We start from the raw sequence: 16,346 nt of genomic DNA, 5'->3' as shown, positions 1-16,346 counted from the left end.
AGTTCATGGATTTTTTTAGTACGCAGAACATACTTGTCCACATTCCCATTGGGGCGGGTGGGTATGACTTATCATGGATTGAGGCCGTGGGGACGCTGGCGGGTTTGCTTTGCATCTGGCTTGCCAGCCTGGAGAAAATTGGAAACTACGCTTTCGGGTTAATCAACGTCACGCTGTTTGCCATCATTTTCTTTCAAATCCAGCTCTACGCCAGCCTGCTGCTGCAGCTGTTCTTTTTCGTGGCGAATATTTACGGATGGTATGCGTGGTCACGGCAAAGCAGCAATAATCAGTCGTTGCTGAAAATCCGCTGGCTTCCTTTGCCTAAGGCTATTGCCTGGCTGGTGATTATCATCGCCTCGATTGGGCTAATGACGATGTTTATCGACCCGGTCTTTGTTTTCCTCACCCGGATTGCCGTGACGGTGATGCAAAGCCTGGGGATGAACGTTACCCTGCCAGAACTCCAGCCAGATGCTTACCCGTTCTGGGACTCGTGCATGATGGTGCTGTCGATTGTGGCCATGATTCTCATGACGCGTAAATACGTGGAAAACTGGCTGCTGTGGACTGTCATTAACGTTATCAGCGTGGTTATCTTTGCCCTGCAGGGCGTTTACGCGATGTCGCTGGAATATCTCATCCTGACCTTCATTGCGCTAAACGGTAGCCGGATGTGGATCAAAAGCGCGCGGCAGTCGGGCTCGCGCGCCTTCTCCTGATCAGTGATGGTGATGAGCATGGCCGGCCGTATGGTCATGCTCGTTCAGGTCACAATCGGGCCCGTGGCAAAGCTGATACTCCATCTGCACCGTGGCATGTTCAATTTGGTATTCGTGCGCCAGAAAGTGATGTATGCGCTCAAGCAGGGCATCGTGATCGTGGGGCGGTACAACCTGAACATGCAGCGTCATTAACGGTTTTTCTCCAACCAGCCAGATATGCACGTGATGCACATTACGTACTTCCGGTATCGAACGTGACAGATTGCGTTTCAGAGCGGCAATATCAATGGCGCTCGGCGCACCTTCCAGCAGTTCATTGACGCTCTCTTTCAGCAGGCTCCAGGCGCTGCGCAGTACAAGGCAGGAAACCAGCACGGAGAGAATCGGGTCGATAGGCGTCCAGCCCGTCCAGAGGATCACCACCGCCGCCACAATGGCCCCCACTGAACCCAGCAAATCCCCTAAAACATGCAGCGCAGCTGCACGGACGTTAAGGTTTTTCTCCCCGCTACCGCTATGCAATATCCAGAATGAAAACAGATTAGCCAGCAGGCCTGCGATAGCGATAACCAGCATCGCCCAACCCGCAACAGGCTGAGGGTGAGAGAAGCGCTGAATCGCCTCCCAGACAATTAAAATAGTGATCAGTACCAGCGCAATGGCATTCACAAATGCCGCGAGTGTAGTGAGGCGCAGCCAGCCAAATGTATGGCGGGCGTTGGGCGGTCTGCGAGCAAAATGTACGGCCATAAGGGCAAACAGCAGGGCGGCTGCATCGGTTAGCATATGACCGGCGTCGGCGAGCAGGGCAAGGGAGCCGGAAAGCAGGCCGCCGACAACTTCGGCAATCATGAAAATCGCCGTGATGAGGAAGGCAAATAACAGGCGTTTTGCGTTACCGTCAGAAGGTGTGTGTTGGTGTGAATGCGCCATAATCTCTCACAAATATCAGTCACGATGCGCTAATTATAACCGCTTCCTGGCTTCAACTAGTTGAAAGATGCTGATAAAAAAGGAGAGCCGGCTGGCTCTCTTGAGAAGGTTGTTAAAAGGCACTGTGATTTGAAAGGCTACCTCTGTTTGAAAGGCAGAAATTACTGTGACGTCCCGTCCACTTTCTTATTCACGTCGTGCCCGCTGCCGGTCTCAACCTTTTTGTTGGTGTCAGGGCAACGTCCATCTTTGCACATGCTGTTTTTGTGCACTTCGCTTTTGCTCATTTTATGGTGAGAGCCGTTGATTTTGTCATTGCTGACGCCATTAGGCGCAACTTTCTGATGTGCGTCAGGCGCGACCTGGCCCGCTTCGGCGCTGGCGTTTGCCTGTCCGTTGTTTGCTCCTGACGTTGAATCTGCCGCAAAGGCGATGCCGCTGCCGAACGCCAGAGTAGCGGTTAATAACAGTGTGGTTAATTTTTTCATGTTAATGCTCCTGTTCGGGTCGTTATTGCTGGATAACTTCGTCCAACAGTGCAGTGATAAATGCTGAAAAACCGTGCAGTACAAGTGAGTGTTTTAAATCTTAATCTTCAAAATGGTATTCAATATTGAAAATTTAATATTTTTCAGCGTTAACAGTTGGAAAGTGTAGTTAGCAGGAGAGTGTTCGCCATGTTTCCGCTGTTTTTTTCGAGTTTTCAGGATTAATCTGTGAGAAGTGTAAAAGCCCGTTTACACTTGTGGTTATGCGAGTTAGATTGAAAGGATTGCAACGAAGAAAAATATCAGGATGACCCCGGAACTATCATGAATTATCAGAACGACGACTTAAGAATCAAAGAGATCAATGAGCTTCTCCCTCCTGTAGCACTGCTGGAAAAATTTCCCGCCACTGAAAACGCCGCCCGGACTGTTTCTCAGGCGCGAAAAGCAATCCATAAAATCCTTAAAGGCAGCGACGATCGCCTGCTGGTGGTGATTGGCCCTTGCTCCATTCACGACACGAAGGCTGCCAAAGAGTACGGCGCACGCCTGCTGGCGCTGCGTGAAGAGCTTCAGGGCGAGCTGGAAGTGGTTATGCGTGTTTACTTTGAAAAGCCGCGTACCACCGTGGGCTGGAAAGGCCTGATTAACGATCCGCACATGGACAGCAGCTATCAAATTAACGATGGTCTGCGCATCGCGCGTAAGCTGCTGCTGGATATCAACGATTCTGGCCTGCCAGCCGCAGGGGAATTCCTTGATATGATCACTCCGCAGTACCTTGCGGATCTTATGAGCTGGGGAGCAATCGGCGCACGTACCACCGAGTCGCAGGTTCACCGTGAGCTGGCCTCAGGCCTGTCTTGCCCGGTTGGCTTTAAAAACGGCACCGACGGTACGATCAAAGTCGCCATTGACGCCATTAATGCAGCTGGGGCACCGCACTGCTTCCTGTCCGTGACCAAATGGGGTCATTCCGCCATCGTCAACACGAGTGGGAACGGCGACTGCCACATTATTTTGCGTGGCGGTAAAGAGCCTAACTACAGCGCGAAGCATGTAGAGGAGGTGAAGGCAGGCCTGGTGAAAGCGGGTCTTGAGCCACAGGTGATGATCGACTTCAGCCACGCCAACAGCAGTAAACAGTTTAAAAAGCAGATGGACGTTTCTGATGACGTTTGTGGTCAGATTGCCGGGGGTGAGAAGGCTATCATCGGCGTGATGATTGAAAGCCATCTGGTGGAAGGTAACCAAAATCTGGAGAGTGGCGAACCGCTGGTCTACGGCAAAAGCGTCACCGATGCCTGCATTGGCTGGGAAGATACCGAAGTGGCGCTGCGCAAGCTTGCCGCTGCGGTAAAAGCTCGTCGCGGCTAATCGCTTGTTTTCATAAATAAAAAAGGCGTGGTAAGCACCACGCCTTTTTTTATGGGCGGCGAATTACTTCGCTTTACCCTGGTTGGCTACCGCTGCGGCTTTGGCTGCGATTTCGTCAGCGTTGCCCAGGTAGTAACGTTTCAGCGGTTTGAAGTTCTCATCAAACTCATAAACCAGCGGCACGCCGGTAGGGATGTTCAGCTCGAGGATCTCATCTTCGCTCAGGTTATCCAGATATTTAACCAGCGCACGCAGGGAGTTGCCGTGAGCCGCAACGATGACGCGCTCGCCGGATTTCATACGTGGCAGAATGGACTCATTCCAGAACGGCGTTACGCGGTCGATGGTCAGCGCCAGGCTTTCGGTGGTTGGCAGCTCGCTATCGGTTAATTTAGCGTAACGTGGATCGTGGCCAGGGAAGCGCTCGTCGTCTTTAGACAGCTCAGGAGGGGTGATCGCGAAGCCGCGACGCCACTGTTTAACCTGCTCGTCACCGTATTTTTCAGCGGTTTCAGCTTTGTTCAGACCCTGCAGGGCACCGTAGTGGCGCTCGTTCAGTTTCCAGGATTTCTCGACCGGCAGCCAGGCCTGGTCCAGTTCATCGAGGATGTTCCACAGGGTGTGGATGGCACGTTTCAGCACAGAAGTGTAAGCGAAGTCGAAGGTGAAACCTTCATCCTTCAGCAGCTTACCCGCGGCTTTGGCTTCGGTACGCCCTTTATCAGACAGATCAACGTCATACCAACCGGTGAAGCGGTTTTCGTTGTTCCACTGGCTTTCGCCGTGACGAACCAGAACCAGCTTAGTAACAGCCATAATTTACTCCTTAATGAGCCTGGGGTTAATGATAACAATTATCATTATATTGCCGAGCGATAAGGCTCGGCAATGATAAACGTTTAACATAGCGAAAAAGCGCGTGGAGTGTAAGGTGGTTGTAAAAGGTTGTTATATTTTTGGCGTGATTTGGCGGTAAAGTCAGCGATTTGGTGAGATATTGCCCTTAATGAAAAGGGCAACAAATTTTAATGAGGCAAAAACTGGTATTCCGTGATGCTGAGGTATGTTTCTCCCGGCTTTAACCAGCAGTCCGGCTGCGGCCATTCCGGATGGTTTGGGCTGTCCGGTAAGAATCCGCTTTCCAGCGCCACACCATTCCAGTCGCTGTAGTTTTGCCCGTCGCGCGCTGGCGTACCCGCCAGGTAATTGCCGCTGTAGCATTGTAGCGCCGGTGCCGTCGTATAGACCGCCATTTCCAGCTCGCCGTCCGCTGACCAGACCTGGGCCACCGGCTGGCTGAGATCGCCTTTTGCCTGCAGCAGGAACGCGTGATCATAGCCTTTGGTGGCCTGCTGATCGGCATCGCTCAGGAAATCCTGTCCGATGGGTTTCGGCTCACGGAAGTCGAAGCTGGTACCGTCCACTTTTTTCAGGCCATCGGTGGGCAACCCGCTGGAATCAACCGGCAGGTAGCTGTCGGCCATCAGTTGAAGCCGATGCTGACGAACGTCGTTCTGAGCGTTGTCCAGATTGAAGTAGGCATGGTTAGTGAGATTGACCGGGCAGGGCTTATCGACGGTGGCACGAAGCTTAATACTGATGCGGTTATCTTCCGTCAGGGCGTAACGGGCCGTCGCGCGGAGTTTGCCGGGGAAACCCTGGTCCCCGTCGCATGAGTCCAGCTCGTAAATCACTTCCTGCTCATTTTGTACGGCAATACGCCAGCGGCGCTTGTCGAAGCCTTCCGGCCCACCGTGTAGCTGGTTTTCACCCTGGTTAATGTCTAGCTGAAGAGTCTCGCCGCTGACGGTGAGTTTCCCTCCCGCAATACGGTTAGCGTAACGCCCCACGGTCGCGCCCATAAAGGCGCTTTGCTGCAGATAGTGTTCCGGCGAAGCGCAGCCCAGCAGCGTCTCCCGCACGCTGCCGTCTTTAAGCGGCACGCGGCAGGAAAGCAAAGTCGCGCCCCAGTCCATCAGCGTGATCGCCATCCCTGCGCTGTTACGCAGGGTGATAAGACGAAACGGCTGGCCGTCCGGCGCCAGCTTCGGGGTCTCTTTTAGCATTGACCCGCTCCTTCGGAGGCTTTGCAAACGTAGAAGGTTTCTTTAATACCTGTTTTGCTCTCGTATTGTTCTTCCACCGCCTGCTTAACGGCCGGGACAAGGTCTTCAGGCACCAGCGCGACAATGCAGCCCCCAAAACCGCCGCCGGTCATGCGTACGCCGCCTTTCTCACCAATCGTGGCTTTGATGATGTCCACGAGGGTATCAATCTGCGGCACGGTAATTTCGAAGTCATCGCGCATGGAGGCGTGTGACTCGGCCATCAGCTGCCCCATGCGAACAAGATCGCCTTTCGCCAGCGCGTCAGCCGCTTCCACGGTACGGATATTTTCGGTCAGCACGTGACGAACGCGTCTGGCAACGATGGGATCCAGCTCGTGCGCCACTTCATTGAATTTTGCCAGCTCGACGTCACGCAGCGTTTTTTGGCTAAAGAAGCGGGCGCCGGTTTCGCACTGTTCGCGGCGGGTATTGTATTCGCTGCCAACCAGCGTGCGCTTAAAGTTGCTGTTGACGATCACCACCGCGGCGCCTTTTGGCATCGAAACGGCTTTTGTGCCGAGAGAACGGCAGTCGATCAGCAGCGCGTGATCTTTCTTACCAAGGGCGGAAATCAGCTGGTCCATGATGCCGCAGTTGCAGCCGACAAACTGGTTCTCTGCTTCCTGGCCGTTGAGCGCCAGCTGTGCGCCATCAAGAGGCAGATGGTAAAGATGTTGGAACACTTTGCCTACCGCCACTTCCAGCGACGCAGAAGAGCTTAGTCCAGCACCTTGCGGCACGTCGCCGCTTATCACCATATCCACGCCGGAAAAGTTTTTATCACGTTTTTGCAGATGCTTCACCACGCCGCGGACATAGTTTGCCCACTGCTGCGTTTCGTGCTTCACAATGGGCGCATCCAGCGAGAAGCTGTCCTGCTGGTTGTCATAATCAGCGGCGATGACCCGCACGGTGCGGTCATCTCGTTTCGCGCAGCTGATAACCGTCTGGTAATCGATGGCGCAGGGCAGCACAAAACCGTCGTTGTAATCGGTATGTTCGCCAATCAGGTTAACGCGGCCCGGAGCCTGAATGGTGTGGGTTGCCGGGTAGCCAAATTGTTCAGCAAACAGACGCTGGGTTTTCTCTTTCAGACTCATAATGACGCTCCTGACTGGCGGAAATGGATATCACTGACGGCACGCAAGCGTTCTGCGGCTTGCTCTGCGGTTAAATCTCGCTGCGTTTCAGCCAGCATTTCATAGCCGACCATAAACTTACGCACCGTGGCGCTGCGTAGCAGCGGCGGGTAGAAATGGGCATGAAGTTGCCAGTGCTGGCTGTCCTCACCGTTAAACGGTGCGCCGTGCCAGCCCATGGAGTAAGGGAAAGAGCACTGGAACAGGTTGTCATAGCGGCTGGTGAGCTTTTTCAGCGCCAGTGCCAGGTCAGTACTTTGTTCTGCGCTTAGGTCGGTGATACGCAGGACGTGTGTTTTGGGCAGCAGCAGCGTTTCGAACGGCCAGGCAGCCCAGTAAGGGACGACTGCCAGCCAATGTTCGGTTTCAACCACGGTGCGGCTACCGTCCGCCTGTTCACGCTGCACATAGTCCAACAGCATAGGCGTGCCCTGGTGGGCGAAATATTCACGTTGTTGGTAATCTTCACGGGCGACCTCGTTAGGCAAAAAGCTGTTCGCCCAAACCTGTCCATGAGGATGTGGGTTGGAGCAGCCCATGGCCGTGCCTTTATTTTCGAAGACCTGAACCCACGGGTATGTCTGCCCCAGCTCGGCGGTTTGCTGTTGCCAGGTTTTTACCACTTCTTCCAGAGCAGGAATGGAAAGCTCCGGCAGCGTTTTACTGTGATCGGGAGAGAAGCAGATAACCCGGCTGGTACCCCGCGCGCTTTCGCAACGCATCAGTGGGTCATGGCTGGTGGGTGCATCGGGCGTGTCCGTCATCAGCGCGGCGAAATCGTTGGTAAAAACGAAAGTGCCGGCGTAATCAGGGTTTTTATCCCCGGTGACGCGCGTGTTGCCGGGGCAGAGAAAACAGTCCGGATCGTGAGCCGGGAGTTTCTCTTGCGCTGGCGTTTCCTGCGCGCCCTGCCAGGGACGCTTCGCCCGATGTGGCGAAACCAGAATCCATTGACCCGTTAGGGGGTTATAGCGGCGATGCGGATGATCGACCGGGTTAAACTGCTCCATCACATATCCTTAGTCTTCATAACCTTGGGGGTGGCGTGACTGCCAGCGCCAGGTATCGTCTGCCATTTCTTGCAGCGTACGGCTGACACGCCAGTTGAGTTCTTTATCGGCTTTGGTGGCGTCTGCCCAGTAGGCAGGCAGGTCGCCATCGCGACGCGGTGCAAAGTGGTAGTTCACCGGCTTGCCGCAGGCTTTGCTGAACGCGTTCACAACGTCAAGTACGCTGCTGCCGACGCCCGCGCCGAGGTTGTAAATATGGACGCCAGGCTTGCCGTTCAGCGCCTGCATAGCGGCGACGTGACCGTCGGCGAGATCCATCACGTGGATGTAATCACGCACGCCAGTGCCGTCTTCGGTTGGGTAATCGTTACCAAAGATAGCCAGCGAGTCGCGGCGGCCTACGGCAACCTGTGCAATGTAAGGCATCAGGTTGTTAGGGATACCCTGCGGATCTTCACCCATGTCGCCTGACGGATGCGCACCAACCGGGTTGAAATAGCGCAGTAGCGCAACGCTCCAGTTCGGCTGTGCTTTCTGCAGGTCGGTAAGAATTTGTTCAACCATCAGCTTGCTTTGGCCATAAGGGCTGGCAGGTTTGCCGGTAGGGAAGCTTTCTACGTAAGGGATTTTGGGCTGGTCGCCGTATACGGTGGCGGAGGAGCTAAAGATGAAGTTAGTGACATTTGCCGAGCGCATGGCGGAGATGAGCTTCAGGGTGCCGGTAACGTTATTGTCGTAATATTCCAGCGGCTTATTCACCGATTCACCGACGGCTTTCAGGCCGGCAAAATGGATGACGGCATCAATACGATGGTCACGGAAAACCTCTGCCAGCAGCGCTTCGTCGCGAATATCGCCGTCGATGAACAGCGGGTGCTTACCGCCGAGGCGTTCAATCTCCGGCAGTACGCTGCGCTTGCTGTTGCACAAGTTGTCGAGGATCACTACGTCGTGCTCGTTTTGCAGTAACTGCACGCAGGTATGACTTCCAATGTAACCGCTACCACCTGTAACCAGAACTCTCATTTTTCGCTCCATATAGCCTATGGGTTAAGATAACCATAGCATAACAGAGAGCCGAAAAATGTGATATGTGCTAGATTAGTGGTATCGTTTACACAGCATTGCTTACCGTAAATAAAAGGGGCGTAACGCATTGTAAAACAAATACGTAAAGAAGAAAGCGTGCGTCTATTCCGAAAGTCTGCGTGTGGCAGTCAATGAAAAAGGCGCCGTAGCGCCTTAAAGGATTATGCGGGAAGAATGTTTTCTATCCGGTAGCCGTACTTATTCCCCTCCGGCACAAAGGTTAGCCGATGGGTAATGCATTGCGGTGCATCTTCGGCATGGTGAGAAACAAACAGCAGCTGTGTTTCCCCTTCGCCAATCAAAATGTCGACAAAGCGGCGTATCAGCTGCCGGTTCAGGGGATCCAGCCCTTGCAGAGGCTCATCCAGGATAAGCAGCGTCGGGTGTTTAACCAGCGCGCGGGCAATTAACGCCAGGCGCTGCTGGCCCCACGAGAGGCTGTGGAAAGGAGCGTCGGCGGTGGCGTTATCCATCCCCAGCATGTTCAGCCATTCTCGGGTCAGCTTTTGCTGGCGATCTGAAACCGCCTGATAAATCCCAATCGAGTCGAAATAGCCCGAAAGAATAACGTTACGAACGGTGGTGCTAACCCGGTAGTCCAGGTGCAGGCTGCTGCTGACATAGCCGATGTGTTTCTTGATATCCCAAATCGTTTCACCGCTGCCGCGACGGCGGCCAAACAGCGTCAGATCGTTGCTATAGCCCTGAGGATGATCGCCGGTGATCAGGCTGAGCAATGTCGACTTTCCGGCGCCGTTAGGCCCTACAATCTGCCAGTGTTCGCCTGGGTTAACCGTCCAGCTAAGCTTGTGCAGGATGGGGCTATCGTTGTATTCCACCACGCCGTCTTTGAGCACAATTCGCGGTTGATGCTCGGGCAGGGTATAGCGGGCCGAGGGATCGTCTGCCTCCGGGAGCGCCACGCCAGCCAGCTTTTCGCTATGGGCTAATTGCGCGATAAGCGCCTGTTCCAGCAGGGCCTGCTTTTCACCGCTTTCCGTCAGCGTGCAGTCTGCCAGCACGCCGGCAAATTGAACAAAATCCGGGATCTCATCGAAGCGGTTGAGCACCAGCACCAGGGTATAGCCCTGAGCGCTCAGCTGTGCCAGTAGCTCTGCCAGCTGCTGGCGAGATTTCACGTCCAGCCCGTCGAACGGCTCATCAAGGATCAGCAGCTCCGGCTCCGACATCAGCGCCTGGCAAAGCAGCGCTTTGCGCGTTTCACCCGTCGACAGATATTTGAAACGACGAGTGAGTAAATGTTCAATGCCAAACAGCGTAGCAAGTTCGCGGCTGCGGGCTTCGTCCACGACCTCATCCTGGATGATTTCTGAGGTGGTGCGGCCGGTGTCATCTTCGTCGACGCTCAGCATATCGGTGTTATTGCGCTGCCATTCGTCGCTGACCAGCTTTTGCAGTTGTTCAAAAGAGAGGTGGGCGATACGGGTGAAGTCGCAGCGGCGTTCGCCTTTCATTACCGGCAGGCTGCCGGCCAGGGCGCGAGCAAGGGCAGATTTTCCGCTGCCGTTAGCACCGACAAACGCCCAGCTCTCGCCGGCGCGCAGAGTAAGATTGTTCAGGGTAAGGGTTTTTGTGTCGCTAAGGTGAAACGTACCTTGCGAAATTTGCAACGCAGACATGTTTTATCCCATTTTTTGCAGCGATAAGGCTACAGGAATACGACCTGTCCGCGTCGATGTCAATGAGAACGCTGCTTTTAGCAGAGTGTGGCGACGATCACCCGATCTGCATTGAAATATGCTGTGACCTCAGCACCTTCCGCCAGCGCCTGCTGCTCGACGTGGAGATTCGGCAGGGTCGCACAAAGCGTCTGGCCGTCGGCAAGCTGAACCAGGACTTCGGTTTGCTCTTTACCCTGCTCAATGCTGCTGATTTTGCCCGGCAGCTGGTTATCTGCATTTCCTGCCGCACTGGCATCCGCGGCGATGTCTATCCACGGCGCTTTAATCAGCACCAGAACTTCTTTGCCTTCGTTCAGCCCCAGCCGCTCTGCACTTTGGCGGGTAATCGCCGCTTTCAGGCGAGTTTCACCGTCAGCCAGCAGAATATCGACGTGCTGCTGAACCTGTTCGTCATCGCGTTTGAGCACGGTGCCAAACAGCTGGTTGCGGGCGCTGGTTTGCAGTGAAAAGCGGGAAATGGCGGCAAGCAGGCTGTCCAGCGGCAGGGCATCATCCTGCAAAACGTCGAACGCTTTTTGCTGAATTTGCGCCAGCAGGTCGTAGAGCTGAATAAGGCGCTCGCCGTAGCGGGTGAGCACTGCGCCGCCGCCGCCTTTGCCGCCGGTAGCACGGTCGACCAGGCTTGATTCTGCCAGCTGGTTCATTTCGTTAATGGCATCCCAGGCGCTTTTGTAACTGATGCCTGCCAGTTTCGCACCCTGACTAATGGAACCTGTGTGGCGGATTTGTTTAAGCAGCGCAATACGTCGCGGGTCGGCGAACAGCCGTTGCTGGAGTTTCAGCGTTAACAAAATTTCAGCTTGCATGGTCTCTCCGTGCCAGAAAAACCCTTATTTTCCTCTATTGTGCCGATCCGGGCAAATGGCACAAAAGGAGAGTGCGTTTTTCGCAACTGCCGCTAGAATAATCATTCTCGCTTTTGCCGGAGGCAACTATGTTCGAGTTATTGAAAAGCCTGGTGTTTGCCGTGGTCATGGTGCCGGTTGTGATGGCAGTGATCCTGGGTCTTATCTATGGATTGGGTGAAGTGTTTAACGTCTTTTCAAAAGTCGGTCATCGCGACCAACAGCCGAAACAGCATCACTGATTCCCTGAAAGCCCGGCACTCGCCGGGCTTTCTCTTTCTGCCGTATTAGCCCCGCACACGCCGTCTTTCTGTTGATCTCAGTCAAGAACTTTAAAGCCCTTCTCCTTTCTGCCGATAAATTCTGTATCTTCCGCATGGCAATCGTTATATTTCAGGTTACATAACGAAACAAACGGAGTGAAAACATGAAACAACGTTGGGTACGCCTCGCCCTGGGCGCGGCTTTATCGGTTTCTCTGGCAGGCCAGGCGCTGGCTGAGGGGAACAAAATTACCGTCTTTGCGGCGGCATCGTTAACCAATGCGATGCAGGATATTGCGGCGCAGTATCAGAAAGAGAAGAAGGTTGAGGTTGCCTCTTCCTTTGCGTCTTCTTCTACTCTGGCTCGCCAGATTGAAGCCGGGGCACCTGCCGATCTGTTTATTTCTGCCGATCAGAAATGGATGGATTATGCTGTTGAGAAAGACACCATCAAAACGGATACCCGTGAGACGCTGCTGGGCAACAGCCTGGTGGTGGTCGCCCCGACTGCCAGCAAGCAGGGTGAAATCACCATTGACGCGAAAACTGACTGGGCCTCGCTGTTAAAAGGCGGTCGTCTGGCGGTAGGCGATCCTGACCACGTGCCTGCGGGGATTTACGCCAAAGAAGCGCTGCAAAAACTGGGCGCGTGGGACACCTTATCCAGTAAACTTGCCCCTGCTGAAGACGTTCGCGGTGCGCTGGCTCTGGTTCAGCGTGACGAAGCCCCGCTGGGTATTGTTTACGGCTCTGATGCCGTGGCCGGAAAAGGCGTGAAAGTTGTGGGCACCTTCCCGGAAGATTCCCACAAGAAGGTGGAATACCCGATTGCGATCGTTAAAGGCCACGATAACCCGTCAGTGACCGCGTTCTATAGCTATCTGAAAGGACCGGAAGCGGCGAAAGTCTTCCAAAAATACGGATTTACGACGAAACAATGATATTGAGCGATCCCGAATGGCAGGCGGTGCTGCTAAGCCTAAAAGTGTCATCTATTGCGGTACTGTTTAGCCTTCCCATCGGGATCTTCTTTGCCTGGGTACTGGTGCGTTGCCGTTTCCCGGGCAAAGCCCTGCTCGACAGTCTGATTCATCTTCCTTTAGTCCTGCCGCCGGTGGTGGTGGGCTATCTGTTATTAGTCGCTTTTGGCCGTCGCGGGTTTATCGGCGCCTGGCTGTATGACTGGTTTGGCATTACCTTTGCCTTTAGCTGGCGTGGCGCGGTGCTGGCGGCGGCGGTCATGTCGTTCCCGCTGATGGTTCGTGCGATTCGCCTGGCGCTCGAAGGCGTTGATCTCCGTCTTGAACAGGCGGCAAGAACGCTGGGCGCAGGGCGCTGGCGTGTCTTCTGCACTATCACTTTACCGTTAACGCTGCCGGGTATTATTGCCGGTACCGTGCTGGCATTTGCCCGATCGCTCGGTGAGTTCGGCGCGACGATCACTTTCGTCTCCAACATTCCCGGTGAAACCCGAACGCTGCCATCGGCCATGTACACCCTGATCCAGACCCCCGGCGGTGAAAGCGCTGCCGCGCGTTTGTGCCTGATTGCTATTGTGCTGGCGATGGCTTCGCTGCTGGTGGCTGAGTGGCTGGCTCGAGTGAGCCGTAAACGTATGGGAGCGAGCTGATGCTGGAGCTTAACTTTATTCAAACGCTTGGCACGCATCGGCTGGAAATTAATGAAACCCTGCCGGGGCAGGGCATTACCGCCGTTTTTGGCGTGTCCGGTGCCGGGAAAACGTCATTAATCAATGCTATCAGCGGGCTGACTCGTCCAGAACAGGGGCGCATCGTCCTCAATGACCGTGTCCTTACGGACGCGGAAAAACAGCTTTATCTGCCGCCAGAAAAACGCCGGGTTGGCTATGTATTCCAGGATGCGCGACTGTTTCCGCATTACCGGGTTCGCGGCAATTTAAAATACGGAATGGCAAAAAGTATGGCAGGCCAGTTTGACAAGCTGGTGGCGCTGCTCGGCATCGAAGATTTGCTGGAACGCTTCCCGTGGAGCCTGTCCGGGGGCGAAAAGCAGCGAGTTGCCATTGGCCGCGCGCTGTTAACCGCGCCTGAGCTATTGCTGCTGGATGAGCCGCTGGCCTCGCTGGACATCCCCCGTAAACGCGAGCTGCTACCTTATCTCCAGCGTCTGGCGCGTGAGATTAATATCCCGATGCTCTATGTTAGCCATTCGCTGGAGGAGATTTTACATCTGGCGGATAAAGTCCTGGTGCTGGATGCGGGAAACGTGAAGGCGTTTGGCAACCTTGAAGAGGTGTGGGGCAGCAGCGTGATGCATCCCTGGTTGCCCAAGGAGCAGCAAAGCAGCGTGCTGAAAGTCACCGTGCTGGAACACCATCCGCATTACGCTATGACGGCGCTGGCGCTGGGCGACCAGCATCTGTGGGTCAATAAGCTCGACAAGCCGGTGCAGGCCCCGCTGCGTATTCGCATTCAGGCTTCTGACGTATCGTTGGCATTGCAGCCGCCGGTTAACAGCAGTATTCGTAACGTGCTGCGGGCTAAGGTTGCTCAGTGCTTTGATGACGAGGGGCAGGTAGAGGTTCAGCTTGAAGTGGGTTCCCGTACCTTGTGGGCGCGCATCAGCCCCTGGGCCCGGGATGAACTGGCGGTGAAACCCGGTCAGTGGCTGTATGCGCAGGTGAAAAGCGTGTCGATTACGGCCTGATTACAGCACGTATTTGTACAGCGTTTCGGCGATGCCGGTTTCGAGATTGGTACCGATGGTCATATCGGCACGCGATTTTATCGCCTCGTCCGCATTACCCATCGCGACGCCCATCCCGGCGCTTTCCAGCATGCTCAGATCGTTATAGTTATCGCCAAAAGCAATCACTTGATCCATCGACAGTCCCTGAGACTCAACCCACTGAGCCAGTCGTGCGCCTTTGCTGTTGCCTCGCTGGGCAACGTCAACCTGATCGTGCCAGGACCATTCGCAGGAGAGATCCAGCTCGCGCTCTACCTCCGTGGTAAACTGCTTGAGCTTAGGAATGTCTGAGTCCGTCAGGGCGAATTTCCAGATAGCCTTCACGTCCTGAGCGGCTTCTTTAAGGGAAGGCACGCTGCGGAACACCGGGCGCTGGGTTTCAGGCAATGATTGTGCCCAGTTTTGAGTTCGGGCTACGTGGGCTTTCACGTGCTCCGAGCTTTCCAGATAAAGCATCGCATCGTCGACGTACATCAGGCCATGTACGCGGTGAGCGGTGAGCAAATCTACCATTTGCGCAGCTTGGTCTGGGCGAAGGGGATCGGAGGCCAGAACCTTTTTTGCATGATAATCATACAAATAAGTGCCATTGCAGCAAATTGCAGGTGTATCTAACGCCAGTGCCTGATAAAAAGGATGTATGGCGACATGATGGCGACCCGTCACGATCACCACTTTCACTCCCGCCTCGCGGGCGCGGTGAAGGGCCGTAATGGACTCCGGAAGAATCGTTTTTTGCGGGGTCAGCAGGGTGCCGTCGAGATCGAGAGCGATTACGCGATAACTCATTTAGGGTTCCAGTCATTATTCATAAGGTTTGTTCCGATGGTACACCGCTCGCGCTGAAGCGCAAAATAGCGAGCGGCCTGGGGCTCACCTTATGATTATTACTTACGACGTCAGGAGGAAAGTAAACGCATGAAACAGACAGTCTATACCGCCAGCCCGGAAAGCCAGCAGATCCACGTTTGGACGCTGCACGCCAGCGGTGAAATGACCCTTGTACAGGTGGTGGATGCTCCAGGGCAGGTTCAGCCGATGGTCATTAGCCCGGATAAACGTTTTCTGTACGTTGGCGTGCGTCCTGAGTTTCGCGTCATCGCTTACCGCATTACGCCGGATGATGGCTCCCTGACGGAAGCGGGCGTCGCCCCGCTGCCGGGCAGTCCAACCCATATTTCTACCGACCGTAAAGGCCGCTTCCTGTTCAGTGCCTCGTACAATGCAGCAAACGTTGCGGTGATAAGCCTTGAAAACGATGGCCTGCCGGGCGAAACCGTTGATGTGGTCGACGGGCTGGACGGCTGCCACTCGGCGAACATCTCTCCGGATAACCGCACGCTCTGGACGCCGGCCCTGAAGCAGGATCGTATTTGCCTGTTCACGCTGTCCGAAGACGGCAAGCTGGTGGCACAAACGCCTGCTGAGGTGACGACGGTTGAGGGCGCAGGCCCACGCCATATGGCGTTTCATCCGAACCAGCAGTATGCGTACTGCGTTAACGAGCTGAACAGCACCGTTGATGTCTGGGAACTGCGCGACCCGCACGGCAAAATCGAATGCGTTCAGACGCTGGACTTTATGCCGCCAGGCTTCTCCGGGACCCGCTGGGCTGCGGATATCCATATCACGCCGGATGGCCGCCACCTGTATGCCTGTGACCGTACCGCCAGTATTATCACCGCGTTCAGCGTTTCCGAAGACGGTAGCGTGCTGAACATCGAAGGTTATCAGCCAACGGAAGAGCAGCCTCGCGGCTTCAACGTTGACCATAGCGGTAAGTTCCTGGTGGCCGTCGGGCAGAAATCCCATCATGCGGCCGTGTATAAAATTAATGGTGAGCAGGGGCTGCTGGAAGAAAAAGGCCGCTATGCAGTCGGGCAGGGCCCTATGTGGGTTGTGATTCACGCGCACTGATTGTCAGACATAAAAAAAA

Annotated in this window: 17 protein-coding genes; 7 read left to right on the top strand and 10 right to left on the bottom strand. The window is 54.8% G+C overall.

Annotated elements, in window-relative coordinates; genetic code table 11:
• Positions 1-5: 5 nt before the first annotated feature.
• Positions 6-722, top strand: coding sequence for a nicotinamide riboside transporter PnuC (pnuC, locus tag VGM55_RS10805; protein ID WP_331635454.1), 717 nt, complete (start codon positions 6-8; stop codon positions 720-722).
• Here pnuC and zitB read toward each other — a convergent pair whose 3' ends face one another.
• Complete coding sequence (gene zitB / locus VGM55_RS10800; protein WP_331635453.1) at positions 723-1,658, bottom strand: CDF family zinc transporter ZitB; 936 nt, start codon at positions 1,656-1,658, stop codon at positions 723-725.
• Positions 1,659-1,819: 161 nt separating this feature from the next.
• Entirely contained in the window at positions 1,820-2,152 is a 333-nt protein-coding gene (locus VGM55_RS10795; RefSeq protein WP_331635532.1) for a YbgS-like family protein, read from the bottom strand.
• Positions 2,153-2,470: 318 nt separating this feature from the next.
• Between VGM55_RS10795 and aroG the strand changes: the two genes are divergently transcribed.
• Entirely contained in the window at positions 2,471-3,523 is a 1,053-nt protein-coding gene (gene aroG, locus VGM55_RS10790; protein ID WP_154185153.1) for a 3-deoxy-7-phosphoheptulonate synthase AroG, read from the top strand.
• 63 nt (positions 3,524-3,586) lie between these two features.
• On the opposite strand, the gene gpmA is transcribed toward aroG, so the two are convergent.
• From gpmA to modE, 7 genes are all read right to left on the bottom strand, one after another.
• Positions 3,587-4,339: a 2,3-diphosphoglycerate-dependent phosphoglycerate mutase gene (gene gpmA / locus VGM55_RS10785; protein ID WP_008456186.1), complete on the bottom strand. Its 753-nt coding sequence runs from the start codon at positions 4,337-4,339 to the stop codon at positions 3,587-3,589.
• A gap of 209 nt (positions 4,340-4,548) precedes the next feature.
• Positions 4,549-5,589, bottom strand: coding sequence for a galactose-1-epimerase (gene galM, locus VGM55_RS10780; RefSeq protein ID WP_331635452.1), 1,041 nt, complete (start codon positions 5,587-5,589; stop codon positions 4,549-4,551).
• Positions 5,583-6,731 carry a galactokinase gene (galK, locus tag VGM55_RS10775; protein WP_331635451.1) on the bottom strand — a complete coding sequence of 383 codons (1,149 nt, stop codon included), beginning with the start codon at positions 6,729-6,731 and terminating at the stop codon, positions 5,583-5,585. The genes galM and galK overlap by 7 nt, the downstream gene beginning before the upstream one ends.
• Complete coding sequence (gene galT / locus VGM55_RS10770) at positions 6,728-7,780, bottom strand: galactose-1-phosphate uridylyltransferase (protein ID WP_154185150.1); 1,053 nt, start codon at positions 7,778-7,780, stop codon at positions 6,728-6,730. Before galT ends, galK begins: the two co-directional genes overlap by 4 nt.
• A gap of 9 nt (positions 7,781-7,789) precedes the next feature.
• Positions 7,790-8,806, bottom strand: a complete 1,017-nt coding sequence (gene galE, locus VGM55_RS10765) for a UDP-glucose 4-epimerase GalE (RefSeq protein WP_331635450.1) — start codon at positions 8,804-8,806, stop codon at positions 7,790-7,792.
• Positions 8,807-9,030: 224 nt separating this feature from the next.
• Positions 9,031-10,509, bottom strand: a complete 1,479-nt coding sequence (gene modF / locus VGM55_RS10760) for a molybdate ABC transporter ATP-binding protein ModF (protein ID WP_331635449.1) — start codon at positions 10,507-10,509, stop codon at positions 9,031-9,033.
• A 77-nt stretch (positions 10,510-10,586) separates the two neighbouring features.
• A complete protein-coding gene (gene modE, locus VGM55_RS10755; protein ID WP_154185147.1) occupies positions 10,587-11,378 on the bottom strand; it encodes a molybdenum-dependent transcriptional regulator in 792 nt (263 codons plus the stop codon).
• Positions 11,379-11,506: 128 nt separating this feature from the next.
• Here modE and VGM55_RS10750 point away from each other — a divergent pair, with 128 nt between their 5' ends.
• The 4 genes from VGM55_RS10750 to modC all read left to right on the top strand — a co-directional run bounded on the left by VGM55_RS10750 (position 11,507) and on the right by modC (position 14,368).
• A complete protein-coding gene (locus VGM55_RS10750; RefSeq protein WP_008456213.1) occupies positions 11,507-11,659 on the top strand; it encodes an AcrZ family multidrug efflux pump-associated protein in 153 nt (50 codons plus the stop codon).
• A gap of 185 nt (positions 11,660-11,844) precedes the next feature.
• Entirely contained in the window at positions 11,845-12,621 is a 777-nt protein-coding gene (gene modA, locus VGM55_RS10745; protein ID WP_331635448.1) for a molybdate ABC transporter substrate-binding protein, read from the top strand.
• Positions 12,618-13,310, top strand: a complete 693-nt coding sequence (gene modB, locus VGM55_RS10740) for a molybdate ABC transporter permease subunit (protein WP_331635447.1) — start codon at positions 12,618-12,620, stop codon at positions 13,308-13,310. The genes modA and modB overlap by 4 nt, the downstream gene beginning before the upstream one ends.
• Positions 13,310-14,368 (top strand): molybdenum ABC transporter ATP-binding protein ModC, encoded by a 1,059-nt coding sequence (modC, locus tag VGM55_RS10735; protein WP_331635446.1) that lies wholly within the window; start codon positions 13,310-13,312, stop codon positions 14,366-14,368. Before modB ends, modC begins: the two co-directional genes overlap by 1 nt.
• On the opposite strand, the gene VGM55_RS10730 is transcribed toward modC, so the two are convergent.
• Positions 14,369-15,199 carry a pyridoxal phosphatase gene (locus VGM55_RS10730; RefSeq protein ID WP_331635445.1) on the bottom strand — a complete coding sequence of 277 codons (831 nt, stop codon included), beginning with the start codon at positions 15,197-15,199 and terminating at the stop codon, positions 14,369-14,371.
• 129 nt (positions 15,200-15,328) lie between these two features.
• Here VGM55_RS10730 and pgl point away from each other — a divergent pair, with 129 nt between their 5' ends.
• Entirely contained in the window at positions 15,329-16,327 is a 999-nt protein-coding gene (gene pgl / locus VGM55_RS10725; RefSeq protein ID WP_154185142.1) for a 6-phosphogluconolactonase, read from the top strand.
• Positions 16,328-16,346: the final 19 nt, after the last annotated feature.

The sequence above is a fragment of the Cedecea sp. genome, from assembly GCF_036500665.1.
GTDB lineage: Bacteria > Pseudomonadota > Gammaproteobacteria > Enterobacterales > Enterobacteriaceae > Cedecea.
This window is presented reverse-complemented; position numbering and strand designations above follow the sequence as displayed.

What these genes read in the sequence shown, in the direction of transcription:
- aroG (WP_154185153.1), top strand. Translation starts at nt 2,471, where the DNA reads ATGAATTATCAGAACGACGACTTAAGAATCAAAGAGATCAATGAGCTT.
- galE (WP_331635450.1), bottom strand. Translation starts at nt 8,806, where the DNA reads ATGAGAGTTCTGGTTACAGGTGGTAGCGGTTACATTGGAAGTCATACC.
- pgl (WP_154185142.1), top strand. Translation starts at nt 15,329, where the DNA reads ATGAAACAGACAGTCTATACCGCCAGCCCGGAAAGCCAGCAGATCCAC.
- VGM55_RS10750 (WP_008456213.1), top strand. Translation starts at nt 11,507, where the DNA reads ATGTTCGAGTTATTGAAAAGCCTGGTGTTTGCCGTGGTCATGGTGCCG.
- galK (WP_331635451.1), bottom strand. Translation starts at nt 6,731, where the DNA reads ATGAGTCTGAAAGAGAAAACCCAGCGTCTGTTTGCTGAACAATTTGGC.
- modC (WP_331635446.1), top strand. Translation starts at nt 13,310, where the DNA reads ATGCTGGAGCTTAACTTTATTCAAACGCTTGGCACGCATCGGCTGGAA.
- zitB (WP_331635453.1), bottom strand. Translation starts at nt 1,658, where the DNA reads ATGGCGCATTCACACCAACACACACCTTCTGACGGTAACGCAAAACGC.
- modA (WP_331635448.1), top strand. Translation starts at nt 11,845, where the DNA reads ATGAAACAACGTTGGGTACGCCTCGCCCTGGGCGCGGCTTTATCGGTT.
- galT (WP_154185150.1), bottom strand. Translation starts at nt 7,780, where the DNA reads ATGGAGCAGTTTAACCCGGTCGATCATCCGCATCGCCGCTATAACCCC.
- modB (WP_331635447.1), top strand. Translation starts at nt 12,618, where the DNA reads ATGATATTGAGCGATCCCGAATGGCAGGCGGTGCTGCTAAGCCTAAAA.
- modF (WP_331635449.1), bottom strand. Translation starts at nt 10,509, where the DNA reads ATGTCTGCGTTGCAAATTTCGCAAGGTACGTTTCACCTTAGCGACACA.
- pnuC (WP_331635454.1), top strand. Translation starts at nt 6, where the DNA reads ATGGATTTTTTTAGTACGCAGAACATACTTGTCCACATTCCCATTGGG.
- galM (WP_331635452.1), bottom strand. Translation starts at nt 5,589, where the DNA reads ATGCTAAAAGAGACCCCGAAGCTGGCGCCGGACGGCCAGCCGTTTCGT.
- VGM55_RS10730 (WP_331635445.1), bottom strand. Translation starts at nt 15,199, where the DNA reads ATGAGTTATCGCGTAATCGCTCTCGATCTCGACGGCACCCTGCTGACC.
- gpmA (WP_008456186.1), bottom strand. Translation starts at nt 4,339, where the DNA reads ATGGCTGTTACTAAGCTGGTTCTGGTTCGTCACGGCGAAAGCCAGTGG.
- modE (WP_154185147.1), bottom strand. Translation starts at nt 11,378, where the DNA reads ATGCAAGCTGAAATTTTGTTAACGCTGAAACTCCAGCAACGGCTGTTC.